We start from the raw sequence: 22,478 nt of genomic DNA, 5'->3' as shown, positions 1-22,478 counted from the left end.
AATTTTTAGTTATTCTTATTTTGGAATTACGATCTCGGACTGATCGCCATTACTGGTATCCAAAATATTGATTAAAAGTCCCTGATTAGTATTGGTGATCTGCAAATAAAGGGATCCGAAAAGATAATTTCCGGGTTTTATATTTCCATCACCAAACTGTTCATCAAACAGTTTTCTTGAAAGTTCGCTGAGAATTTGCCTGTTGAGACTCTGGGTAAAACTGTCAAGAGAATTTACACGATCAAGTAAATCAGTGTAATCATTTTTTTTATCAAATTGATTTTGTGCATTGGCAGAACTTAAAAGCCATTGATAATTAAATGTATCTCCTCCAAAAGCCGGATTGACCGGTTTATAGACGAGCTGCTGAGATTTTCCGTAGAAAATACCCGCAATAAAGGTCAAAATAATGATAAAGGTTTTCATGGCGGACATTTTTAATAGATGAATTCATTTTTAATAAGGTTTTTCTTAGCGTTAAATTCTTTGATATACTTTAAGCTGTAGTTCAGCTGTTCTATTAAATAATCTTCTGCAGGGTTGGTCATAAAACTATAAATAACTTTGTCCTCAATCTGAACATTGATCTGACCGCTTGTTCCACGAAGAGGGAGTTCTGTAATAGTAACCACACTGCTGCTTTTATCCGGAAGCTGGCTGTACTGCATATAAAACATATCATAAAAGTCTTTTCCTACCTTAGTTTTTGTTTCATCAATAGTAAGCCCTCTGAGTTCATAGGCAGCATCTTCCTCTATCTTAGCTGTTTTCTTCTTAAAAAGATCACTGTTCAACTCCAGGCTGTCCTTGGCAACTAGTTTCTGGGTTTCTTCATCTCTGATGTATAGGAAAGCTTTCAGTGCATCTTTTGATTCAAGGTTCACATTGATTTCTGATAATACTTTCACTTCATTGGGATTAACGGAAAATTTACCACTCTGCTGGTTATTCGAAAGATTTCCTTCGCTTCCTTTTTTAATAGAAACCAAAAGGTAATTCAGTTCTTTGTAAACAGCTGTATTATTCATGACAACTGCTTTCAGCCTGATCTGATTTTCAATGAGACTGCTCTCTATTCTGGCGTTCACTTTTTTTTCTTCCTGCCCATACACCCATACAGACAGGAAGGTTAAAAAAGTGCTTAGACTTAGGGAATATAAAAGTTTCATCATCTGTGTTTTAATAGTTTCTCATGAAAACTGTTTTATCATCTCCCTTTATATTGATCTGAATTCCATCGGAAATACTGTTGCTCCCTGTAATATCAATAATATTATTATTTCCCTGTGCTGTAACAGCAGCTTTTGTTTCTTTATCTGTAAAAGAATTAATAAAATACAGGGTATTAAAATCACCCAGCTGTTTTACCATAATATGGGTTCGGGCATTAAGTGACAGCTCGGCATTATTATGATCGCCCGTCTGAGTGATATCGGATCCATAAGAACTTTGATCAGTCTGCTGTCTGGTGATAAGATTAAAGATTGTATTACTGTTGATCTTATCCCAGTCTATTTCCTGTGCATGTAATGGCAGCAATATAAAAAAGGCCAGAACACACCATTTCCAATTGACCATAATCAGTTTATTAAAAGTACATGAATAACAAAACAGAGAAAATCGAAGGTAAAAAAGGAGAAACCCTGTAGTTTCTCCCTTACAATTTCTAAGATTTACAGTATATTGTTATAGGGCTTAATTAATTGGACTGATTCACAATCATCGAGTTGCCATTACCCATTTGAGTACCTACATGGATATGAGAATCGCCACTTTGAGCAACCCATGTAAAATTACCATTACCCATCTGAAGATCAATGGCAGTATTGGAATTTCCTAGCTGAAACTGATAAAGCTGGTTGGCATTACCTGCCTGAATTCCCACAGAAGTATTATCATTTCCTACCTGAACTGAACCGGCAATGTTACCAGTACCCGCCTGAGCATTGGTTGCACTGTTATCATTACCATCCTGATACTGAACAAGGACATTATTAGCTCCTACCTGAACACCGCTGGCATCATTTCTTCTTCCTAACTGAACCTGATATGCCATATTACCGCTTCCTACCTGAACAGCTGAAGCGTCGTTTCTTCTTCCATCCTGATATTGAACAACAGAGTTGCCCAATCCAATCTGTACCGAAGAGGCATCATTTCTTCTTCCGATCTGGGTTTGTTTCGTAGAGTTAAGAACACCAAGCTGCCATGTTGAAGCAGAATTTCTGTTTCCCATCTGGCTCACTTCATTTGAATTTCCTATACCTACCTGGTCTACGTCTATAGAATTTCTGTTTCCGATACTTTTGGCAGTATTAATGTTTAAAATACCTGTCTGATCTATATCTGCAGTATTACGATTCCCTGTTTGTGTCAAAGAATTGATATTCAGAAGACCAGCCTGGCTTACAGTAGCAACATTTAAGTTTCCTGTTTGGGTAGTCACATCAATATTAAATTGAGCGAATCCAAAACTCATGGCGAATAGTGTAAATACACCTGTAAGTAAATTTTTCATCTTAGTAAAAATTAATTGGTTAATAGTAAGGCAAAGGTAGCTCCTGCACCAAAATGAAAAACCACCACCACGGTGTAAATTTCAAAAGTCACTGTTTACAGGTGTATGAGTCACCGTTTGCCGTTGTAAGAAAATCATGGTTTTCAGTTACGGAAAAATCCGGTGATCAATATCAGAACTACATGTATATCTGTTTATAGTGAGTATTCAATCCATTCAACCATTGATTTTCACCTGCTTTTTGCTGTTAGACACCAACTTTGCAAGTTCACAATTCCGTGGTATACACTTTTGACTATACAATCACCATAAAACATTCACTTTCAATAGAAAACAGGTTTCTGCTTCTAAAAATTAAAATCTGAAATCAGATTTTTCATTCTTTACAGGACATAATCAATTACAGGATAAAATTCTCTATAATTCATCTTTCAAAACCTAGTAACGGTATAGGTTAATTAATGTTAAGGCCCTTATTACTTCAAGATATATTGCTAAATTTGAGCTATGGAAAATTTTGGAAAAGATTTATTGAGAAAAATAAAAAGCGTGGAACTTCCCGGTGAACATGCACATGGAGTCTTCTCTCCTCCCTACCGTCCTGTTTTTACTTACGATGAGGTATTGGCAAAAAATCCCAAATTTGCAGCCGTCAACATCGTTTTATACCTTAAAGACAACGAATGGTATTTTCCATTGATTCAAAGAACCATTAACGAGCACGACAGACACAGCGGGCAGATATCATTACCTGGTGGAAAACGTGAGGAAATGGACAGGGATTTTGCCGAGACAGCAGTTCGGGAGACCTCTGAAGAGATCGGAATAGACAAACATTATGTAAGGATCATCAGAGAAATGTCTCCTATTTATATCCCGCCTAGCAATTTTTATGTATACCCTTATATTTCCTATACTAAAAAAAATCCTGCCTTCGTTCTTCAGCAGACGGAAGCCGTGGAAACTATAGAATTTCCCATCACCTCTTTTCTGAACCTTTCAGATACTCCCGAAATTATGGCTCTGCCAAGTGCAGGCGGACATGAAGTTCCTGTCATTAATTTCAACGGGTATATTATCTGGGGGGCTACAGCAATGATATTAAGCGAATTCAGCCAGTTGCTGAAAAAAATGTAACTTTGCACTACCGTGTTTAATTGAGAGATGGCGAAGAAAAATATTTTCACCGATGCATTCGGAACACCTTATTTTTTGAAAAGGTTTATTATTTTTATTTTAGGTATTGTATCCTACAGAAGGTTCAATGGCTTTAATAAACTGAAGATTACCGGCACAGAACATCTTGTGGATCTTCCGGATTCCAATGTATTGTTTGTGTCTAATCATCAGACTTATTTTGCAGATGTAGCAGCCATGTACCACGCTTTCTGCGCTGTTAATAACGGATATTTAAATACCATTAAAAACCCGATTTATCTGCTGAATCCAAAGATTGATTTTTATTATGTAGCAGCTGAAGAAACGATGAATAAAGGGATTCTCCCTAAAATCTTTAAAATAGCAGGAGCTGTTACCGTAAAAAGAACATGGAGATCAGAAGGTAAAAATGTTAACAGAATGGTTGATATGAGTGAGGTAGACAATATCATGAAGGCATTAGATAATGGATGGGTAGCCACATTCCCTCAGGGAACCACTTCAGCTTTTGCCCAGGGGCGAAGAGGAACTGCCAAACTGGTAAAAAATCAGCGCCCGATTGTCATTCCGATCAAAATAAACGGATTCAGAAGAGCTTTTGATAAAAAAGGACTCCGCGTAAAGGTAACCGGTGTAAAGCCTACGATGGAATTCAAAGCCCCTTTGGATATTGATTATGACAATGAAAAAGCACCGGAAATTCTATTGAAAATCATGACTGCTATTGAGCAGACAGAAGATTTCAATTTATTACACAGTTATGATGAAGAACTTAAAGCTAAAAAATTAGAACAAAAGGACTCAAATAATTAAAGTAAATTAAAATTATGAACAAAATACTTGGAATATTATTCGCAATCATAGTATTAGTTTCATGCAACAGCCAGAAAGTATATTCGGATTTTGACATCAGCTATTCGAAAAGCGGTGGCTTTGCTCCCATTTATGAAAATCTGCTTATAAAAGGTAATAATGTACATTATTCTTTTGAAGGACAGGGAAAGAAATATAAACAGGATTTTAAAATTTCTGATGAAGATTTAAAGAAACTGGACCAGGTTCTTTCTCAGAACAATTTCAGAAGAATACAGGAAGACCGTAAAAAATTGTATGACAATATTTCAACTTCCATCAATGTCAGAAAAGGCCCTAATGAAGGCAGTAAAACAGATGCAAGCATGATCATCCCGAATTACCAGACCAACTGGAATAACATTCTGGAGGCTTTCCAGCAGATCATTAATACTAATGTTAAAAAACAGTAAATACAATTGAAAACCCATTTCATTGCCATTGGCGGAAGTGCCATGCATAATCTTGCAATCGCATTAAAAGATAAAGGATATCAGGTGACAGGTTCTGATGATGCCATTTTTGAGCCTTCAAAATCCAGACTGGAAAAGAAAGGAATTCTGCCTCAGGAAATGGGCTGGTTCCCGGAAAAGATTACCCCGGATATCGATGCTGTTATTCTTGGGATGCATGCCCACCAGGATAATCCTGAGCTGGCAAGAGCAAAGGAACTGGGTCTGAAAATATATTCTTATCCGGAATTTCTTTACGAACAGTCTAAAAATAAAACCAGGGTTGTCATTGCAGGATCACATGGTAAAACAACGATTACCTCAATGATCCTTCATGTATTGAATTTTCACCAGAAAGAAGTGGATTTCATGGTAGGTGCCCAGCTTGAAGGTTTTGACTGTATGGTAAAGCTTACCCAGGATAATGATTTCATGGTGCTGGAGGGTGACGAATATCTTTCCTCTCCTATTGATCTTCGTTCAAAGTTTTTACTGTACCAGCCGAATATTGCTTTAATGAGTGGGATTGCATGGGACCATATCAATGTATTCAAAACATTTGACGATTATATTGAACAGTTCAGAAAATTTGTAGCAAGCATTACTGCAGGAGGTGTTCTTGTATACAATGAAGAAGATGCGGAAGTAGTAAAAGTGGTGGAAAATGCAGAAAATTATTTCAGAAAAATTCCTTATAAAACTCCTGAATACGAAATCAGTAATGGTAAGGTATATCTAAAAACGGAAATGGGAGATGTCCCGCTGTCTGTTTTTGGAGCGCATAACCTGTTAAACCTTGAAGGAGCAAGACATATCTGCCAGCAGCTTGGCATTATGGATGAAGATTTCTATGAGGCTATCATGAGCTTCAAAGGAGCCTCCAAACGTCTGGAAAAAGTGGAAAGAGAAGATAAAGGAATACTTTACAAAGACTTTGCCCATGCTCCAAGTAAGGTAAAGGCTGCAGTAAAAGCATTTACCGAACAGTTTAAGAAAGATCAGAAATATGGATTTCTTGAACTGCATACCTATTCAAGCTTAAATCCGGCTTTCCTTGAACAGTATGACCATGCTATGGATGGTCTGGATGAAGCTGTTGTCTTCTACTCTGAAGAGGCTTTAAAGATCAAAAGAATGGAGCCTATTTCTCCTGAATTTATCAAAGAAAAATTCAGGAATGAGAATTTAAAGGTTTTTACCAATGCTGAAGATCTTCATGCCTACTGGAATACGCTGGATAAAACAGATGGTGTTTACCTGATGATGAGTTCCGGAAATTTCGGTGGTCTTGATTTAACAAAATAAACAAAAAGCTTCAGAAGTATGATCTGAAGCTTTTTTATTTATTACCTGTATTTTTCACACTGCCTAATTAAACCTTTCAGAATTTCTTCTGTGGAAAGTTCACTATACCGGTGAATAGACTGTCCAACCCAGATTCCTACAAATTCTGGATTTTGCAAGGATTTTGCTGCTTTGCGTAAGGCATTGGTCAGCTTGTTCTGATAAGGATAGGGTAAAATATATTCTGAGTTTTCAACCGTTTCTATAAATTGATTTTTTATTCCTCTGGCATATCGTCCGGAAAAGCTCTTCGTTAAAACAATTTCTTCTTCTCTTACTTTTTTCAGTCTTTCCTTTTCAAAAGGCTGCAAAGCACTCTCCTGTGATGCCAATAAAAGATTTCCCACCTGGAATCCCTTTGCGCCCAAATCTTTAACAGCCTTTAAAGTCTTTGCATGATAGATTCCTCCTGCATAGACCAAAGGGACATTGACCTGGTCATATACCTGAGACAGCAGAGACAACCCTCCTATCTGCGGAATGTGCTCCGCGTCAAAACTTCCTCTGTGGCCTCCTGCTTCTATTCCCTGAACACAAATGATATCAATACCTGATTTTTCAAGCTGCAAAGCTTCATTCACAGACGTACAGGTTCCGATAAGGGTAACTCCGTTTTCTTTTAATTTCTGAATACTCTGAACATCCAGATTTCCGAATGTAAAGCTTAAAATTTTACAGTTTTCTTCAATGATGGCATCCACCTGCTCATGATAAGTTTTTAAACTGATTGTTTCAAGTTCCGGAAGATCTACTTCAATATCATTTTTTCTGGCCAGCTGCTGGATAAACTGTTTGGTTTTAATATACTTTTCTTTTAAACCATCCGTCACTTCAGGAATGTGATGGGTAAATATATTAGCTGAAAAAGGTCTGTCTGTCAGTTCCTTCATTTTCCTGACCAGTTCAGCACACTGATCTGCGGAAAGATCTGCCAGTGCCAGTGATCCCAGACAGCCTGCTTTAGCCGCTGCTGCAGCCATCTGTACTGTGCTTACTCCAAACATCGGAGCCTGAATAACAGGGTATTGTATCCCTAGTTTTTTACGGATTGTATCTGGCCAAAACATAAGAATTATTTTAATTAAAAAGGTACAAAAAATAGGAATACCTCATTTTCAACAGTAAATGATATTCTTCACATTTAATGAAAAATACAATTCCCACAGCTTTCACGGAAAATACAGATTGTAATCTGTGAATTTGTGAGAGCTGTGGGAATATGATTAATTTATATTCTTTATTAAATATCCGCTACGGAATTTAACATTTTTTGTTCCCATTCAGGATCTTTAGGATCAAAGAATAATCTTTTCCCAGTATCCAATGAACGGACTACATTCATTTCTTCTTCTGTCAGTTCAAAATCAAATACATTAAAGTTTTCTTCAATTCTTGACGGGGTCACAGATTTTGGAATCACCACAAATCCTTCCTGTAAATGCCATCTGAGAATAACCTGTGCAACCGTTTTACCATATTTTTCAGCAATTGCTTTAAGGTCAGGATTGCTTAAAAGATTGGCATTACCGTTCCCAAGCGGGCTCCAAGGCTGTGTTATGATATTATTTTCTCTGTCATACACCTGTAATTCTTTTTGCTGAAATACAGGATGCAGTTCAATTTGATTAATTACCGGTAAAACAGTTGAATTCGCTTTCAGTTCTTCCAGTTTCTCCACAGTAAAATTACATACCCCAATGGCTTTGATTTTTCCCTCCTGATATAATTCCTCCAAAGCTTTCCATGTTCCCAGAAAATCCCCATATGGCCAGTGGATAAGATACATATCAAGATAATCCATCTGCAGTCTGTTTAATGTTCTCTGGAAAGCACTTTTAGCCTTTTCATATCCATGATCCTGAACCCATACTTTTGATGTGATAAACAGTTCATCTCTGTCTATACCACTGTTTTTTACGGCAGCCCCTACTGCAGTCTCATTCTGATAGATAGCAGCAGTATCTATCATTCTGTATCCTGTCTGAATAGCTTTTATGACTGCATTTTCACATTCTTTCAGATCGTCCATCTGCCAAACTCCAAAGCCTAAAGCCGGAATATCCACTCCGTTATTTAATGTTACCACAGGTTGTCCTGCATAGGTTTTCTTTTGCATAAGTCTTTATTTTAATGATTAATATAAAGGAATAAACAAATTTGCAACAAAAAATCGGGAATTCTGTCTACCAATTTTACTGTTTTATGTTAATAGACTGCTCTTGTATTACTTTTTTAAACTACCCCGTCTTTTTGCTTTTCAAAAATCCACCCCTTTAAGTAAGGGGAATGATAACAGACTATAAAACTTATCATGCTACTTTTTCTAACTTCTAGCCCCATCTTCCATCCTTAAATCTTCACTCCTGCTAGCATTCCTCCTCAATTTTCTCTATTTTTGTTCAAATTCAAAAAATTATGTCACAATATATCAGGCTGGCTCATGCAGAAGATTATCCAAGAATTATGGAAATATGGGAATCAGCAGTAAAAGCCACTCACGATTTTCTTTCTGAAGAAGATTTCAATTATTTTAAAGAAGCCATTCCAAGAGATTATCTTCCTAATCTGGAAGTTTATTTAATTACTGAAGATAATGAGGCTAAAGGATTTGCTTCAGTAGCAGAAGGCAACCTGGAAATGCTTTTCATTCATAATAATACCCGTGGAAAAGGTTATGGCAAAGCACTTTATCAGTTTATGAAAGAGAAGACCGGCCTCACCAAAGTGGATGTTAATGAACAGAATCCTCAGGCCATTGGTTTTTACGAAAAAATGGGTTTCAAAAAGATTGGAAGGTCAGAAAAAGATGGTTCCGGAAAAGATTATCCACTTATTCATATGAGCCTGTAAATGGAAAACTTATCATTCAATCCATTACATTCTGATTCGGAAATCCCCTATCACTTGCTCCTTCTTGCTGATGAAACCAAAGAAGCCATTGATCAGTATATTTTCAAATCTGACATCTATCTTTTACATGACGGCATAGAAGATATTGCTGTGATGGCATTATTCAAAACCAGTGATACAGAAATAGAAATTAAAAATATTGCTGTGATTGAAAGCTACAGAAGTAAAGGAATCGGAAGCATTCTGATGAAGAAGGCCAAGGAAATTGCCAGAGAAAATCATTATAAAACACTGACTGTTGGAACATCGGACACCGGCTTCCAACAGATCAGATTTTATGAGAAAAACGGTTTCATAAAAACCGGAATCCGGAAAGATTTCTTTATTGAAAATTATCCATTTCCCATTTATGAAAACGGTTTACAGATGCGGGATATGATTTTACTTACCCATCACCTGCCGGAATAACCCTTTAATATGTTCTATTTCGGATTGATAATTCGTTTTTTTACGGCATCCGAAATACAAGGTATTTTCCAGCTTTTTCTTTCCTTCCCAGATCAGTTTCACATCACCGCTTTCGATGTCGTTTTTGCATAGAAAATCAGGAACTACGGCTAATCCTGTTCCTCCTTTCAGGCAACGGATGATTGAATTCAGATTAGGAACGATATAATTGGGCCGGAAATTCGGTTTATGGCCAAAATTCAAGGTCCAGAACTGGAAAAGATGTTCCATATCTCCTGTAGTTCCGTACCATTTTTCGTTCTTCAGCCATTCCTCTATCTGCTCGGCATCTTTTGTTTTTAAAACTTTATTGAAAGCCACAGTATCTACATCTTTCCCTCCTACCAGAATAATCTGTTCAGAAGAGAATGCTTCATGTTCTATATTGGGTGAAGATCCTTTTTTCGGGGTGATGATAAGATCCAGAATTCCTTTATCCAGCTGATCCAGCATTTCGGGATATTCTCCAAAATTGATGATCAGGTTAAAAGGCAGTGAAGAAACATACTGTTCCAGGGTAGTCTGGAAGGTCTCAAAACACATTCCCACGCTAATGGTGGGCGTAAGTTTTTCTGTGGATTTCTGAAAATTTTTCTCCACTTCCTCCAGTTTGGTAAGTGGTTCGGTAACTGCATTAAATAATACTTTTCCGCGTTCCGTAGGAATCATTTTTCTACCGGTTCTGTCGAACAGTTTATACCCTACATAAGCTTCCAAAGAGCTTAAATGAAGACTAACTCCCGGCTGCGAAATGAATAAAGCATCTGCTGCGCCTGTCAGTGTCCCGGTTTTATAGATCGCTTTAAAAGTGCGATACCATTCTAAATTAACCATGACTTAATTATTAATATTCTGATGTAAATTTACAAAATAATTATAATATTAATACATTTTCATTCTTTAGAAATGATGCATAATAATCGGGAATGCCGCTTTCCCTTATCTGACGGGCGGTTTCATCAATCGGATAAGATAATTGTACAATTTCAGGCGTGATTTTTTCTTCGTCCAAAGTCAATACCAAATAAGAAGCCAGTCTATTCTCCTCTTTGGAACGGCCTACAGAACCACAATTGACAGCCCATGTATTATTTTCAAACTGTTTTTTAAATGACAGATGGGTATGCCCCATCACAATCAGATCAGCATCTGCACTTTCCAGCATCAACCTAAAAACCTTATCATTTTCTGATTCATACAGATAGGTATCATTGCTTTCCAGACTGGAATGAGCCAACTGAATGTTCCAGTGTTTTTTACCTGTTTTATAATTTAATTTTAAATGAAAAGGAAGTTCAGCAAGAAATTTTTTATTCTGTTCTGTAATATGTTTTTTAGAATGGTCTATGGCAATGAACCGGGCCTCAGTCTCTTCTTCTGAATGTTTAGACAAAGGAATTACAGGAATATCAAAGGCTATTCTTTCATCATGATTTCCCATAAGACAGGGAATGTTCAGGCTTCTTATTTTTTCGATCACTTCATTTCCCCAGGGTGCAAAATCTACAAGGTCTCCAAGACAGAACTTCAGCCCAATTCCTCTTTGCTCTATATCTTTCAACACTACTTCTAATGCAGGCAGATTTCCATGCACATCACTAAAAACCGCTATCTGTATCATTGTCCTTCAATTTGTTAGACAAATTTACACGACAGAAAAGAATTCCAGTTCAGATATAATATGACATTTTACCATGAAATGAGAAAAAGTAAATTGTCAATTTTTGCTTCGCAAAGTCAATAGTGAACTGGTATATACACAAAAATTCACAAGCAAAGCGAATTGACTATTCGCTATTGACCATTCACCATCCACTCTCAATCTTAAATTCAACAAACTATAATTTTAATAATACTTTCATATAATTTATATTATTTTTATTATACAAGCATCTGATCTAACTTTGCAGAGTAAAATTTAAACAATCATAAAAAATGAAAAAAGTACTAATTATCAACGGAGGACAGAATTTCGGACATTCCGGAGGAAAATATAATCAGACCATCGCAGAAAATACAATAGCAGCTCTTAAAGAATTTGATAATGTGGAAATAAAGATCACTAATGTAAGTGAAAATTATGATAAAGACGAAGAAGTGAAGAAGTTTGTATGGGCAGATTATATTATTTACCACACTCCGATCTGGTGGTTCCAGCTTCCGAACGGATTGAAAAAATATATTGACGAAGTATTCACTGCAGGTCATGCCAAAGGAATTTATATGAGTGACGGAAGAAAAGCTGAAAATCCGGAAATCAACTATGGAACAGGAGGAATGCTTGGTGGCAGAAAATATATGCTGACTACAAGCTGGAACGCTCCAGCAACTGCTTTCACGCTTCCAGGAGAGTTCTTTAATGAAAAAAGCGTGGATGAAGGTCCGTTATTTGGTTTCCACAGAATGAATGCTTTTGTTTCTATGGAAAAAATGGAAAGCTTCCACTTCCACGATGTAGAGAAAAATGCTAATATAGAACGCGATATGAAGCTTTACAGAGAGCATGTGAGAAATGTTTTTGAAAAAGAATTAAAACCAGAATTGGTATCATGAAAAAAGTACTGATCACAGGTATTACCGGCTATATTGGCGGAACTATCGCAAAAAAACTGCTTGACAGAAATTATGAAGTGACCGGATTAATCCGTAATGAAGCTCATGTACAGGAGCTTGAATCATTGGGAATCAAGACAATTGTCGGGAATATCCACAATGAAAATCTTATAAAAGCAGCCGTTGCCGATGTTGAAGCAGTCATTCACAATGCAGACTCTGCAGACGATGCCTATGTTGTAGATAACCTGATCAAAGCTCTGGAGGGAAGTCATAAAACATTTATCTTTACTTCAGGATCTGCGATTTTTGGAGGTAAAGAAAATGGAAAAAAAAGTGATTTTGTTTATACAGAAGATTTCCCTTTGACTCCAAGACTGGAAATGGCATCAAGAGTACTTATCAATAATCATGTACTTCAATCGGTTCAAAAGAAGATAAGAAGTATCGTTATTGTTCCTGCCATGGTGTATGGAGAAGGCCTGGGAATAAAAAAAGACAGCATCCAGATCCCTGCTCTGATTAATTTCTCACAGAAAAAAGGACATGGTGTTTATTTTGGCGAAGGTGAAAACATCTGGTCCAATTTACATATTGAAGATTTGGCAGATCTTTATGTACTGGCCTTGGAAAAAGCAAAAGAAGGTTCCATTTATTATGCAGAAAACGGAGCCTCATCTTTAAAAAACATTGCGGAAATCATCAGCAAAAAATATCATCTGGAACCTGCCAGATCTTTAAGCGTACAGGATGCTGTTGACAATTTTGGTCCTGCGGGCGGCTATTTCGGATTTGCATCCAACAGTATATGCAGTGCAGGTAAAGCCAAAACAGAACTGGGATGGAACCCGGTGTATAATTCAATTGAAAATTTTATTTAAATATGAAAATTCATCTCACAGCGATTATAAAATCAAAAGAAGAACATCAGGCCGAAGTACTGGAAGTTCTTCAAAATATGGTAAAAGAAACGAGAAAAGAAGAAGCTTGTGAACTTTACAGCTTACACCAGGGAATTGAAAACAAAAATGAATTTGTTTTCTACGAAATCTGGAAAAGCGAGGAAGGACTGGCTCAGCATAATCAGCAGCCTTACATCCAGGCTTTCGGAGCTTTGGTTGAAGAAAAGCTTCAGGAGAAACCACAGATTTATACTACCCATATCATTTAATCATGAAAAAATTAGCGTTCTTAATGCTGGCAGTCCTTACAGTAGGATTTGTACATGCACAAACCAAAAAATCAAAAAATATGAAAAAGAAAATTTTATTTGTCGTAACCAGTCATGATAAAAAAGGCAGCACTGGCGAAGATACAGGATATTATCTGGGTGAAGTCTCCCACCCATGGGAAGTCCTTCACAAGGCAGGATATGAAATAGACTTTGTAAGTCCACAAGGCGGAACTCCTCCGGTAGATGGTTTCGATTTGAAAGATCCTGTCAACAAAGAATTCTGGGAGAACAAGGAATATAAAAACAAAATTGACCATTCTATGACGCCGTCACAGGTCGATCCTAAGGAGTATTCAACCATTTTTTATGCCGGAGGGCACGGTGCGATGTGGGATTTTGCAGATAATCAGGAACTGGCGGACATTGCTTCCAAAATCTATGAAAACGGCGGTATTGTAGCCGGAGTATGTCATGGTCCCGCAGGTTTGGTGAATATCAAACTGAATAATGGAGAATATCTTGTAGACGGCAAGAAAATCAATGCTTTTACCAATGAAGAGGAGTCTGAAGTAAAATTAACGAATGTTGTTCCTTTCTTATTGGAAGATAAGCTGAAAGAAAGAGGAGCAAAATTTGAAAAATCAGGGCTTTGGCAGAATCATGTGGTAACGGATCAGAGAGTGATCACAGGACAGAATCCACAGTCTGCAAAGAGTGTTGGAGAAGCAATTTTAAAGGAATTAAATAACAAATAATTTTTAACCATAAAAGTCACAAAAGTTTCAGACACTTAAATAAAAAGAAGTTTCTAATCAGAATACAGAGAAGAATATTTAAAGTCTTTTTATATCGAAAAGTTCTTAAAAGTGTCAACATTGAAACGGCGAGAATTCCCCTCCAGTGGAGGGGTGGCGAAAATTCAAAGAATTTTTGACGGGGTGGTTTACACATAACAATTAAAACAAAATGGAATACAGAAAATTAGGAAACACTGATTTAGAATTATCAACAATCACACACGGAGCATTTGCAATCGGCGGAAATATGTGGGGAGGTAATGAAAAACAGGATTCTATTAATTCTATTCACGCATCATTGGATCATGGTGTAACATCTATCGATACTGCACCATTCTACGGTTTCGGATTGAGTGAAGAAATGATAGGTGAGGCTATCAAAGGAAAGGACCGTTCAAAAATCCAGCTTTTGACAAAATTCGGATTGGTATGGGACGGAAGCAATAATGGTAAGGGAGAATTTTTCTTTGATGCAGAAGATGAAGGACAAGTTCTTCCGGTGTACAAATTAGCTTCTAAAGAAAACATCATCAAGGAAGTTGAAGAGAGTTTAAAAAGATTAGGGACAGATTATATCGATCTTTTACAGCTTCACTGGCCGGACAGTACTACACCTATCTGCGAAACAATGGAAGCTATGGAACTATTGATCCAGCAGGGAAAAATCCGTGCCGCAGGGGTAAGCAATTACAGCGTGGCTCAAATGGAAGAAGCTAACAGAACCTTAAAGCTTGCCAGCAACCAGGTTTCTTACAGTATGCTGAACCGTGCTATTGAAAATGATCTTGTTCCTTATTCTTTGGAAAACAATTCAGGAATTATCGTGTACAGTCCGATGGAAAGAGGTCTTTTAACCGGTAAATATTTCAAAGAAACCCAATTGAAAGATAATGACCACAGAAACGGATATTTCTCTCAGTTTGATTTGAATAAAGTAAAAACTTTCTTAGAAAAAATTGAACCTATTGCTCAGGAAAAAGGAGCCAGCCTTTCTCAGCTTGTTTTAAGATGGACTACCCTTCAGCCAGCTATTACAGTAGTGTTGGCGGGAGCAAGAAATGCGCAGCAAGCCATCGAAAATGCAAAAGCAATGTCTATTGATCTTTCACAGGAAGAACTGAAGTTTATCAATTCGGCTTTGAGCGAGATATAGTATAAAGCTGGAAGAAAGAGGCTGGAAGATTGAAGTTATTGATGTCGGATAACCAATAGATTGGTTTACGATTGAACTCCAACTGTCATTCCGACGTAGGAGGAATCTCTTTGTTACATGCAGAAAAGTGCATAAAAACCACCTAATTATCAATACACTAATAGAACTTCCCTCTCCCAGCTTCCAGCTTCCTTTCTTTTAACCTCAATCCTTATAAAAATGAAAAATAATCTGATCAAAGTGTTCTGGTTAGCGACACTATTGACTATAAACGGCATTGCATTAAATGCTCAGACCCTCGTTAATCCGGAAGACCAATCATGGTTTCCTTCTGCTTATGGAACAAAAGATGAGATCGGAGCTGCTAATTTATTGACACCTGAAGTTGTAAAACAGGCATTAGGGCTCGTGAAACAAGGTAAAACGCTGGCGCTTGCGGTTCCGATTGATAAAAATCTACCTGCTTTCAGACACAGAAGTTTTAATTTATACAATATTCAACCCGGAGAACAGGGCGGAAAAAGCATAGGACCAAACAAATTCACCTTCAATGACGAACTGGTGAACGGATGGACCGGCGTGGGAACCCAGCTTAACGGAATCGGACACATCGGGATTGATAACACGTACTACAACGGAAATAAAGCAACAGACTTTGTAACCGTAGAAGGGGTGAAAAAACTGGGTGTTGAAAAAGTTCCTCCTTTCGTTACCCGCGGTGTAATTCTTGATATGACTGCCCATTATGGAAAATCAATTGTACCGGGAGGAACAGAATTTACGGTGGAAGACATCCAATCTGTTTTAAAGAAGCAGGGGCTTACCCTGAGAAAAGGCGATATTATACTGTTTAATACCGGATGGCTTGAGTTGATTGGTAAAAACAACCAGCAATTCCTGGAAACTGAACCGGGAATCGGAATGGACGCTGCAAAATGGCTAGCCGATCAGGGCATCGTAGCTTTTGGCGGTGACACCTGGGCTTCTGAAGTCTATCCTAACCCAAAAAGTAAAGAAGAATTCCCTATCAACCAGTTTATGCTGGCCAAAAAAGGAATCTATAACCTGGAACTGATAGACAGCCGTCCGTTGGTGAAACAAAAAATCTGGGAATTTTTATTCGTGCTGGGACAGTCTTTATATGTTGGCTCTACTCAGGTGAATGTAAATCCTGTGGCTATTTATTAATTTAAATACTTACAATATATCTGAGAAACGAAGAGACAATGTAATTCTGTTTTAAAAAATAAAATTAACCTTAGAATTTATTTTAGAATTAATACCCAAACGGTGCTACATTGTCACTTTTCATCTTGTATCAAAACGGCCTTTCAAAAATTTGAAAGGCCGTTTCTTAAAATAAAGTAAACATCCGTAGATGATGCAGTCTTCATCAACTTCCATCCTCCATCACTCATCTTCCCGACTTCACTATTTTGCAATCGGAAGATGAGTACTTACTGCAATTCTGTTCCAGGCATTGATCGTAATGATTGCCATGATAATTTGAGCGATTTGGTTATCATCAAAGAATGACTTTGCTTTCTGATAGGTTTCTTCAGTTAATCCCTTGTCGCTTATCAGGGTAATTTCTTCTGTCATTGCCAATAATGCCTGCTCTTCTTCGGTGAAAAATTCTTTGGCTTCTGTCCATCCGTTCAGAATAAAGATTCTTTGAGGATTTTCTCCGTATTTAATAGCATCTTTTGTATGCATATCAAGGCAAAAAGCACATTTATTGATCTGTGAAGCTCTGATCTTAATCAGCTCCTTCTGAATGGGTGTCAAAGAAATAGTTTGTAAATATCCTTCCAATCCCAGCATTGCTTTATATGCTGCTGAATCTACTGTTGCAATATTCAATCTTGCGCTCATAATATTATTATTTTTTGGTTAATTGATCTATACTTAAAGAATAATGTTGTTGTACCGCCAGTAAAAGTGCAGCAGCACTTCCCACCCATACAGAGTAATTCAGCGGGGCTTTTGGTCCAGATGCAATGGTCATGGATATGGCAAAAACCAACAATAAGATACAGCTTCCGTAGGCAGCCATTTTTGTTTTATATCCTAAAATCAGCATTAAAGGAAAAAGAATTTCCAAAAAGGTAGCAGCATATGCTGAAAATGTACTCAGAGATTCCGGAAGAAAAAATGTCAGTTGCCTTGTGTATTGTTTAAAGCTTTCCATGTTTCCCCATGAAGAATTTTCTTTGCTCCATAACCCGAACCGGTCTGCTACTGCAGAAAGCATGGTAATGGCTAGAGCCAGCCTTAAATAGATTTGTGGAAATTGATTTTTGGTATCTGTCATTGCATTAGCTTTTAATCACATGACAAATTTCCGGCTTCTGATCTGTAAAAAACTTAAACTGGTTTAAGAACGTAATTTGGCTCTGATTTCACTCAGATATTCCGGAGTTAGATTCAAAAAGGAAGCAATCAGGTATTGAGGAATTCTTTGAATAAACCATGGATATAATGTACTGAAATGCACATAAAGTTCTTCTCTGGACATTTCATACAAATAACGGATTCTGCGTTCAGCAGCAGCATATGCCCGCTGATAGACCATACGGAAATACCTTTCCATTACAGGATGCTTTTGTAATAATTCTTCCTGACGTTCCAAATCAATCATCAAAACAGAAGAATGTTCTACCGACTGTATAGAAAAGCTGGTTTTTATTTGTCTTTCGTAAGCGAATGTGTCTGTAATCCACCAATTTTCAATGGCAAATTCAGTAGTTTGTTCCACCCCTTTCTCGTTGATGAAGAACTTTCTCAGACATCCTTTCACCACAAAATACATCGTCCGGCAGATCTCTCCTTCCAACACAAGATTCTGTTTCTTTTTCACATCAAGAATCTGAAAAAAGGACACAATAGAAGTATATTCCTCGTCAGTTACAGTAATAAATTTGCTTAAATGCGATTTGAATGAGTCCATTGTAAGAATTAATACTCAAACTTAACTTTATTTTTTTAGTTTTACAATGAGAAAATATTGAATCATGGAAATCGTTGCTAAAATTCTGATCGCTGTTGTTGCACTGGAACACCTTTATATTCTTTGGATGGAAATGTTCGCATGGGAAACCAAAGGAAAAGAAGTTTTTAAAGCGGCTCTGCCTGCAGAAATGTTTAAGCCAACCAAAGGACTCGCTGCCAATCAGGGGCTTTACAATGGTTTTCTGGCTGCCGGACTGATCTGGTCGTTTCTGATTAAAGATCCGCAATGGCAGACCAATGTAGCGCTATTCTTTTTAGGATGTGTAGCCGTTGCCGGAATCTACGGAGCAATTTCTGCCACTAAAAAAATTTTTTTCGTTCAGGCTTTACCTGCCATCCTTGCTATTATTGCCGTTTTATTGAAATAAGCCTTACGAGTTTATCGTCAAAGTTTCTTCTCACATCAATATTCTCTTAACTTAAATGATAAGAGAAAAAATGCCGTGAAACACCTGATTTAAAACAACACTGAAAACCAACACATTACAGCCATAAAAATCCATTTAATATAAAATTCGTAAATTTGCACCGTCATCAGAAATTGATATACAGTTTTTTGATGCTGGCAAGCATTTTGATGAAATGTAGCCATTCAAGTTGTTCAGTACACATATCTTTAATTACCTCATCCGTAATTTAATTGTAGAATCTATGTAAAAGATCAGTTTCTTTTTACATAATACACTCTTTTTCTAGAGTATAATCTATTGAAATATTTAAAATAAACATAAGGCCATCAGGTCTTTATGCTGTTATTTTTTTGTTTGAAGCTTTTATCACTAATGGCTTGGCAGGTTATTTTATCCTATCGTCATCACCAGAACAACTAAAGCTAAATGGATATAATGAATTGATGTACAGTTTTTATATCCAATTATTAATTGAAAAATTCTGAATATGGAAAAAAATGAAAACACTCGAAAAGTAAAACTTAAGGTTGAAGACCTGACTATCATCTTTGGTAAAAACAAAGAAAAAGCACAGGAACTTTTAGACAAAGGTTTTTCCAAAAAGGAAATTCTTGAAAAAACTGGCTGCACCATAGGAATCAACAAAGCCAGTTTTGAAATCTATGAAGGGGAATTCTTTGTCATCATGGGACTGTCAGGAAGTGGAAAATCTACTTTACTGCGCTGTCTTAACAGACTGAATGAGCCTACTTCCGGAAAAGTATACATCAATGACGATGATATCACCAGCAAAAACAACAAAGAACTGCTGGAAGTAAGAAGAACGGAAATGAGCATGGTATTCCAGAAATTCGGATTACTCCCCCATCATACGGTTCTAGACAATGCCGGTTTTGGGCTGGAAATAAGAGGAGAAGATAAAGCTTCACGCGATAAAAAGGCACAGAAAGCACTGGATATCGTAGGATTAACCGGTTTTGAAAACCAATACTCTTCACAACTTTCAGGAGGAATGCAACAGAGAGTAGGGTTAGCAAGAGCTTTGGCCAATGATCCTGAGGTACTGCTTATGGACGAAGCCTTTTCTGCACTTGACCCATTGATAAAATCTGAAATGCAGGATCAGATGCTTGAACTGCAGAATACCTTACAGAAAACCATCGTCTTCATTACCCATGATCTGGATGAGGCCATTAAAATCGGAGACCGTATCGTCATCATGAAAGATGGAGTCATAGAACAGATAGGAACAGCGGAAGAAATTTTAACCAACCCAGCAAGCGACTATGTAAAAGCGTTCGTAGAAAAAGTAGACCGTAAAACCATTATTACAGCAAGATCTTTAATGTTTGATAAAGCTACGGTGGTCCGTTTCAGAAAAGATGGTCCTGAGGGTGCTTTACGAAAAATGAGAGCCACCGGATTGGAAAACTTACCTGTTGTAGATTTTCAGAATAAATTTCTTGGATTTGTTACTCTTAACGATGTCGTACGCATTGCCAAAAAGAAAGAACCAACAGTAGAATCAATTATCAACAGTAATGTTCCTTCAGTGTATCCTGAAGTGACTGTTGAAGAAATGTTACCACTGATCTCAGAAAATAAATCGTCCATTGCCGTGATTGATGAAGACAATAAATTTTTAGGTCTTGTGACCCAGTTATCTCTGATCATAGAAGCCACAAAGTTTAACGAAGAAGAAATTATTGAATTAAAAGAAATCGCAAACAACCAATAAGATGAATAAAACTATAGATATAGGTCAATATGTAGAAACTGCAATCAATTGGCTCACAGAAAACGGAAAACCTGTATTCGATGTCATAAAACACTTAGGAAATGCCTCTATCATGGGGATTGAATGGGTATTAACAAACACACCTTTTTATGTAATTATTCTCTTCTTTACCCTTTTGGCACTGTGGAAAGCCGGAAAAGCTATCGCTGTGGTAACTGCAGCCGGACTAAGCTTAATATTTTTAATGGGATTATGGAAAGAAACCATGGAAACGCTGGCACTGATCTTTGTTTCCACTATTACAGCCCTTATCCTTTCTATCCCTTTGGGAATTCTGGCCGCTAAAAGCAAAATAGCAGACAAAATCATCCGTCCTTTACTGGATCTGATGCAGACTATGCCAGCGTTTGTCTACCTGATTCCTGCGGTGCTGTTTTTCAGTATCGGAAAAGTACCCGGTGCTTTTGCAACGATTATTTTTGCGATGCCGCCTGCAGTAAGGTTAACGGCATTAGGAATTGAGGCTGTTCCAAAAGATATTGTAGAAGCAGCCAGAGCCTTTGGAGCAACCAACCGACAAATTCTGTTTAAAGTAGAGCTTCCTTTAGCCATGAAAACGATTTTAACAGGGATCAATCAAACGATATTATTATCCTTATCCATGGTTGTGATTGCAGGAATGATTGCTGCAGGTGGTTTGGGAGAGAAAGTACTGGAAGGAATTAATAATCTGGATATCGGGTTAGGATTTGAAAGTGGTTTATCCGTTGTGATTTTAGCCATTATCCTGGACCGTATTACCCAGGGATTTGTAAAGAAAAAGCAATAAGATGAAACAATTAAAATATCTGTTTTTACCCGTTTTAATGTTACTATTTACAGCATTAAGTTCGTGTGAAAATATAAAAAACTCTAAATATATCACCATCGGAATGGTAGATGGCTGGGCGGAAGATGTTGCGATGACACACCTTGCTAAAGCCATTCTGGATGAACAGGGATATCACGTTATTATTCAAAAAGCTTCTACGGATATGATCCTGGCTTCGATGAATAATGAAGATACAGACCTTTTCATGGGAGTCTGGCTTCCATACACTCACGCAAAAAAGCTCGCTAAATTTCCGGGACTGACTCATCTTGGAACCAATTACGACAACGGCCGTATAGGATTGGTGGTTCCGGAATATGTTCCTGTGAACTCTATTGAAGAGCTCAATCAGCATAAAGATCAATTTAATCGTAGAATCATAGGCATTGAAAAAGGAGCCGGATTAACCACCGGAACAGACAAAGCAATCATAGATTATAAACTGGATTATCAGCAGATCAACTCCTCTACCATTGCCATGATCACCGAGTTACAGAATGCCATACAGCGCAAACAATGGATTGTGGTAACGGGATGGCAGCCTCATTGGATGTTTGGAAAAATGAAGCTTAAGTTTCTTGATGATCCCAAAAAGATTTATGGTGAAGCGGAACAGATTAAGACTTATTCAAGGAAAAGCTTTGCGAAAGATCATCCGGAGCTGGCCATATTCTTTTCAAAACTTCATTTTGATGATGAGAACATGTCTGATCTTTTAATGAAAATGGAACAGAGTAAAAACAAAGAAGCCACTGCCAAAGAATGGGTGAAAGATCACCAGGAACTGATACAGTCTTGGTTAAACAAAAATTAATAAACAATTTGGTATTATTTAAAATCCTCAGCTCTATATGTGGACTGCCCCCAAAAAGTTAGACACTTTTTAGGGGCATTTTTTTATGTATAGAAAAGAAAAATTTAGCGTTGCTTTCAAGCTAGAATGTATTAATCTTCACAAAAATTCTCATTGTTCAATTAAATCTATAGCAACAGAGAAAGGATTTAATGAAAGCAATCTGCGCAAGTGGATTGGTTTTTATAACAAGTACGGAATCTCGGGACTATACCCTCGAAAAAACATGAGTTATT

At 37.2% G+C, this 22,478-nt stretch carries 28 protein-coding genes; 17 read left to right on the top strand and 11 right to left on the bottom strand.

Going from position 1 to position 22,478, the window contains the following annotated elements:
• Positions 1-15: 15 nt before the first annotated feature.
• From CRS_RS23990 to CRS_RS23975, 4 genes are all read right to left on the bottom strand, one after another.
• Positions 16-426, bottom strand: a complete 411-nt coding sequence (locus tag CRS_RS23990; protein WP_142726464.1) for a curli production assembly/transport component CsgF — start codon at positions 424-426, stop codon at positions 16-18.
• Between the two features lie 11 nt (positions 427-437).
• Positions 438-1,172: a curli production assembly/transport protein CsgE gene (locus tag CRS_RS23985; RefSeq protein ID WP_228451342.1), complete on the bottom strand. Its 735-nt coding sequence runs from the start codon at positions 1,170-1,172 to the stop codon at positions 438-440.
• Between the two features lie 7 nt (positions 1,173-1,179).
• Entirely contained in the window at positions 1,180-1,578 is a 399-nt protein-coding gene (locus CRS_RS23980; RefSeq protein ID WP_142726463.1) for a hypothetical protein, read from the bottom strand.
• Positions 1,579-1,699: 121 nt separating this feature from the next.
• Positions 1,700-2,518 (bottom strand): RIP homotypic interaction motif-containing protein, encoded by an 819-nt coding sequence (locus CRS_RS23975; RefSeq protein ID WP_142726462.1) that lies wholly within the window; start codon positions 2,516-2,518, stop codon positions 1,700-1,702.
• Positions 2,519-3,025: 507 nt separating this feature from the next.
• Here CRS_RS23975 and CRS_RS23970 point away from each other — a divergent pair.
• Genes CRS_RS23970 through murC form a run of 4 tightly spaced genes read left to right on the top strand, consistent with a single transcriptional unit; the run spans position 3,026 to position 6,285 of the window.
• On the top strand, positions 3,026-3,655 hold the full coding sequence (locus CRS_RS23970; protein ID WP_142726461.1) for a CoA pyrophosphatase: 630 nt from the start codon (positions 3,026-3,028) through the stop codon (positions 3,653-3,655).
• Positions 3,656-3,682: 27 nt separating this feature from the next.
• Positions 3,683-4,489: a 1-acyl-sn-glycerol-3-phosphate acyltransferase gene (locus tag CRS_RS23965; RefSeq protein ID WP_062675350.1), complete on the top strand. Its 807-nt coding sequence runs from the start codon at positions 3,683-3,685 to the stop codon at positions 4,487-4,489.
• A gap of 14 nt (positions 4,490-4,503) precedes the next feature.
• The gene (locus CRS_RS23960) at positions 4,504-4,941 is read left to right on the top strand and encodes a hypothetical protein (RefSeq protein WP_142726460.1); all 438 of its coding nucleotides are present in this window, start codon (positions 4,504-4,506) and stop codon (positions 4,939-4,941) included.
• A 6-nt stretch (positions 4,942-4,947) separates the two neighbouring features.
• Positions 4,948-6,285, top strand: coding sequence for a UDP-N-acetylmuramate--L-alanine ligase (gene murC / locus CRS_RS23955; protein WP_142726459.1), 1,338 nt, complete (start codon positions 4,948-4,950; stop codon positions 6,283-6,285).
• Between the two features lie 41 nt (positions 6,286-6,326).
• Here the strand turns inward: murC and CRS_RS23950 are convergent, their stop codons facing one another.
• Positions 6,327-7,391, bottom strand: coding sequence for a nitronate monooxygenase family protein (locus tag CRS_RS23950; RefSeq protein ID WP_142726458.1), 1,065 nt, complete (start codon positions 7,389-7,391; stop codon positions 6,327-6,329).
• Positions 7,392-7,564: 173 nt separating this feature from the next.
• Positions 7,565-8,440, bottom strand: coding sequence for an aldo/keto reductase (locus tag CRS_RS23945; RefSeq protein WP_142726457.1), 876 nt, complete (start codon positions 8,438-8,440; stop codon positions 7,565-7,567).
• 299 nt (positions 8,441-8,739) lie between these two features.
• Here CRS_RS23945 and CRS_RS23940 point away from each other — a divergent pair, with 299 nt between their 5' ends.
• Positions 8,740-9,174 (top strand): GNAT family N-acetyltransferase, encoded by a 435-nt coding sequence (locus tag CRS_RS23940; RefSeq protein WP_142726456.1) that lies wholly within the window; start codon positions 8,740-8,742, stop codon positions 9,172-9,174.
• A complete protein-coding gene (locus CRS_RS23935) occupies positions 9,175-9,642 on the top strand; it encodes an N-acetyltransferase (RefSeq protein WP_142726455.1) in 468 nt (155 codons plus the stop codon).
• Here the strand turns inward: CRS_RS23935 and CRS_RS23930 are convergent.
• A complete protein-coding gene (locus tag CRS_RS23930) occupies positions 9,616-10,515 on the bottom strand; it encodes a LysR family transcriptional regulator (RefSeq protein WP_142726454.1) in 900 nt (299 codons plus the stop codon). The two genes, CRS_RS23935 and CRS_RS23930, sit on opposite strands and share 27 nt — an antisense overlap.
• 40 nt (positions 10,516-10,555) lie before the next feature.
• On the bottom strand, positions 10,556-11,302 hold the full coding sequence (locus CRS_RS23925; protein ID WP_142726453.1) for a metallophosphoesterase: 747 nt from the start codon (positions 11,300-11,302) through the stop codon (positions 10,556-10,558).
• Positions 11,303-11,616: 314 nt separating this feature from the next.
• On the opposite strand from CRS_RS23925, the gene CRS_RS23920 reads away from it, so the two are divergent.
• The 6 genes from CRS_RS23920 to CRS_RS23895 all read left to right on the top strand — a co-directional run bounded on the left by CRS_RS23920 (position 11,617) and on the right by CRS_RS23895 (position 16,546).
• The gene (locus tag CRS_RS23920; protein ID WP_142726452.1) at positions 11,617-12,234 is read left to right on the top strand and encodes an NAD(P)H-dependent oxidoreductase; all 618 of its coding nucleotides are present in this window, start codon (positions 11,617-11,619) and stop codon (positions 12,232-12,234) included.
• Positions 12,231-13,115, top strand: coding sequence for an NAD-dependent epimerase/dehydratase family protein (locus CRS_RS23915; RefSeq protein WP_142726451.1), 885 nt, complete (start codon positions 12,231-12,233; stop codon positions 13,113-13,115). The genes CRS_RS23920 and CRS_RS23915 overlap by 4 nt, the downstream gene beginning before the upstream one ends.
• Positions 13,116-13,117: 2 nt before the next feature.
• Positions 13,118-13,405, top strand: a complete 288-nt coding sequence (locus CRS_RS23910) for a putative quinol monooxygenase (RefSeq protein WP_142726450.1) — start codon at positions 13,118-13,120, stop codon at positions 13,403-13,405.
• 2 nt (positions 13,406-13,407) lie between these two features.
• Positions 13,408-14,163, top strand: coding sequence for a type 1 glutamine amidotransferase domain-containing protein (locus CRS_RS23905; protein WP_228451341.1), 756 nt, complete (start codon positions 13,408-13,410; stop codon positions 14,161-14,163).
• A gap of 211 nt (positions 14,164-14,374) precedes the next feature.
• Complete coding sequence (locus tag CRS_RS23900; protein ID WP_142726449.1) at positions 14,375-15,358, top strand: aldo/keto reductase; 984 nt, start codon at positions 14,375-14,377, stop codon at positions 15,356-15,358.
• Between the two features lie 219 nt (positions 15,359-15,577).
• A complete protein-coding gene (locus tag CRS_RS23895) occupies positions 15,578-16,546 on the top strand; it encodes a cyclase family protein (protein WP_142726448.1) in 969 nt (322 codons plus the stop codon).
• A 243-nt stretch (positions 16,547-16,789) separates the two neighbouring features.
• Here the strand turns inward: CRS_RS23895 and CRS_RS23890 are convergent, their stop codons facing one another.
• From CRS_RS23890 to CRS_RS23880, 3 genes are all read right to left on the bottom strand, one after another.
• Positions 16,790-17,233 carry a carboxymuconolactone decarboxylase family protein gene (locus CRS_RS23890; RefSeq protein WP_142726447.1) on the bottom strand — a complete coding sequence of 148 codons (444 nt, stop codon included), beginning with the start codon at positions 17,231-17,233 and terminating at the stop codon, positions 16,790-16,792.
• A 7-nt stretch (positions 17,234-17,240) separates the two neighbouring features.
• Positions 17,241-17,672, bottom strand: coding sequence for a DoxX family protein (locus tag CRS_RS23885; RefSeq protein ID WP_172617147.1), 432 nt, complete (start codon positions 17,670-17,672; stop codon positions 17,241-17,243).
• 63 nt (positions 17,673-17,735) lie between these two features.
• On the bottom strand, positions 17,736-18,308 hold the full coding sequence (locus CRS_RS23880) for a Crp/Fnr family transcriptional regulator (RefSeq protein ID WP_142726446.1): 573 nt from the start codon (positions 18,306-18,308) through the stop codon (positions 17,736-17,738).
• Positions 18,309-18,372: 64 nt separating this feature from the next.
• Between CRS_RS23880 and CRS_RS23875 the strand changes: the two genes are divergently transcribed.
• The 5 genes from CRS_RS23875 to CRS_RS24900 form a co-directional block, all read left to right on the top strand.
• The gene (locus tag CRS_RS23875; protein ID WP_047429381.1) at positions 18,373-18,738 is read left to right on the top strand and encodes a DUF1304 domain-containing protein; all 366 of its coding nucleotides are present in this window, start codon (positions 18,373-18,375) and stop codon (positions 18,736-18,738) included.
• Between the two features lie 529 nt (positions 18,739-19,267).
• Positions 19,268-20,518 carry a glycine betaine/L-proline ABC transporter ATP-binding protein gene (locus CRS_RS23870; protein ID WP_142726445.1) on the top strand — a complete coding sequence of 417 codons (1,251 nt, stop codon included), beginning with the start codon at positions 19,268-19,270 and terminating at the stop codon, positions 20,516-20,518.
• A 1-nt stretch (position 20,519) separates the two neighbouring features.
• Complete coding sequence (locus CRS_RS23865; protein ID WP_047429375.1) at positions 20,520-21,347, top strand: proline/glycine betaine ABC transporter permease; 828 nt, start codon at positions 20,520-20,522, stop codon at positions 21,345-21,347.
• A gap of 1 nt (position 21,348) precedes the next feature.
• Complete coding sequence (locus CRS_RS23860; RefSeq protein WP_142726444.1) at positions 21,349-22,203, top strand: glycine betaine ABC transporter substrate-binding protein; 855 nt, start codon at positions 21,349-21,351, stop codon at positions 22,201-22,203.
• 85 nt (positions 22,204-22,288) lie between these two features.
• On the top strand, positions 22,289-22,478 hold a 190-nt coding region (locus CRS_RS24900), incomplete at its 3' end, for a helix-turn-helix domain-containing protein (protein WP_142722049.1).

Source organism: Chryseobacterium sp. ON_d1 (genome assembly GCF_006829085.1).
In the GTDB taxonomy this organism is placed as follows: Bacteria; Bacteroidota; Bacteroidia; order Flavobacteriales; family Weeksellaceae; genus Chryseobacterium.
This window is presented reverse-complemented; position numbering and strand designations above follow the sequence as displayed.

Bases quoted from the DNA above. Each gene is read 5' to 3' on its own strand.
- CRS_RS23990 (WP_142726464.1), bottom strand. From the start codon at position 426: ATGAAAACCTTTATCATTATTTTGACCTTTATTGCGGGTATTTTCTAC.
- CRS_RS23985 (WP_228451342.1), bottom strand. From the start codon at position 1,172: ATGATGAAACTTTTATATTCCCTAAGTCTAAGCACTTTTTTAACCTTC.
- CRS_RS23980 (WP_142726463.1), bottom strand. From the start codon at position 1,578: ATGGTCAATTGGAAATGGTGTGTTCTGGCCTTTTTTATATTGCTGCCA.
- CRS_RS23975 (WP_142726462.1), bottom strand. From the start codon at position 2,518: ATGAAAAATTTACTTACAGGTGTATTTACACTATTCGCCATGAGTTTT.
- CRS_RS23970 (WP_142726461.1), top strand. From the start codon at position 3,026: ATGGAAAATTTTGGAAAAGATTTATTGAGAAAAATAAAAAGCGTGGAA.
- CRS_RS23965 (WP_062675350.1), top strand. From the start codon at position 3,683: ATGGCGAAGAAAAATATTTTCACCGATGCATTCGGAACACCTTATTTT.
- CRS_RS23960 (WP_142726460.1), top strand. From the start codon at position 4,504: ATGAACAAAATACTTGGAATATTATTCGCAATCATAGTATTAGTTTCA.
- CRS_RS23950 (WP_142726458.1), bottom strand. From the start codon at position 7,391: ATGTTTTGGCCAGATACAATCCGTAAAAAACTAGGGATACAATACCCT.
- CRS_RS23945 (WP_142726457.1), bottom strand. From the start codon at position 8,440: ATGCAAAAGAAAACCTATGCAGGACAACCTGTGGTAACATTAAATAAC.
- CRS_RS23940 (WP_142726456.1), top strand. From the start codon at position 8,740: ATGTCACAATATATCAGGCTGGCTCATGCAGAAGATTATCCAAGAATT.
- CRS_RS23935 (WP_142726455.1), top strand. From the start codon at position 9,175: ATGGAAAACTTATCATTCAATCCATTACATTCTGATTCGGAAATCCCC.
- CRS_RS23930 (WP_142726454.1), bottom strand. From the start codon at position 10,515: ATGGTTAATTTAGAATGGTATCGCACTTTTAAAGCGATCTATAAAACC.
- CRS_RS23925 (WP_142726453.1), bottom strand. From the start codon at position 11,302: ATGATACAGATAGCGGTTTTTAGTGATGTGCATGGAAATCTGCCTGCA.
- CRS_RS23920 (WP_142726452.1), top strand. From the start codon at position 11,617: ATGAAAAAAGTACTAATTATCAACGGAGGACAGAATTTCGGACATTCC.
- CRS_RS23915 (WP_142726451.1), top strand. From the start codon at position 12,231: ATGAAAAAAGTACTGATCACAGGTATTACCGGCTATATTGGCGGAACT.
- CRS_RS23910 (WP_142726450.1), top strand. From the start codon at position 13,118: ATGAAAATTCATCTCACAGCGATTATAAAATCAAAAGAAGAACATCAG.
- CRS_RS23905 (WP_228451341.1), top strand. From the start codon at position 13,408: ATGAAAAAATTAGCGTTCTTAATGCTGGCAGTCCTTACAGTAGGATTT.
- CRS_RS23900 (WP_142726449.1), top strand. From the start codon at position 14,375: ATGGAATACAGAAAATTAGGAAACACTGATTTAGAATTATCAACAATC.
- CRS_RS23895 (WP_142726448.1), top strand. From the start codon at position 15,578: ATGAAAAATAATCTGATCAAAGTGTTCTGGTTAGCGACACTATTGACT.
- CRS_RS23890 (WP_142726447.1), bottom strand. From the start codon at position 17,233: ATGAGCGCAAGATTGAATATTGCAACAGTAGATTCAGCAGCATATAAA.
- CRS_RS23885 (WP_172617147.1), bottom strand. From the start codon at position 17,672: ATGACAGATACCAAAAATCAATTTCCACAAATCTATTTAAGGCTGGCT.
- CRS_RS23880 (WP_142726446.1), bottom strand. From the start codon at position 18,308: ATGGACTCATTCAAATCGCATTTAAGCAAATTTATTACTGTAACTGAC.
- CRS_RS23875 (WP_047429381.1), top strand. From the start codon at position 18,373: ATGGAAATCGTTGCTAAAATTCTGATCGCTGTTGTTGCACTGGAACAC.
- CRS_RS23870 (WP_142726445.1), top strand. From the start codon at position 19,268: ATGGAAAAAAATGAAAACACTCGAAAAGTAAAACTTAAGGTTGAAGAC.
- CRS_RS23865 (WP_047429375.1), top strand. From the start codon at position 20,520: ATGAATAAAACTATAGATATAGGTCAATATGTAGAAACTGCAATCAAT.
- CRS_RS23860 (WP_142726444.1), top strand. From the start codon at position 21,349: ATGAAACAATTAAAATATCTGTTTTTACCCGTTTTAATGTTACTATTT.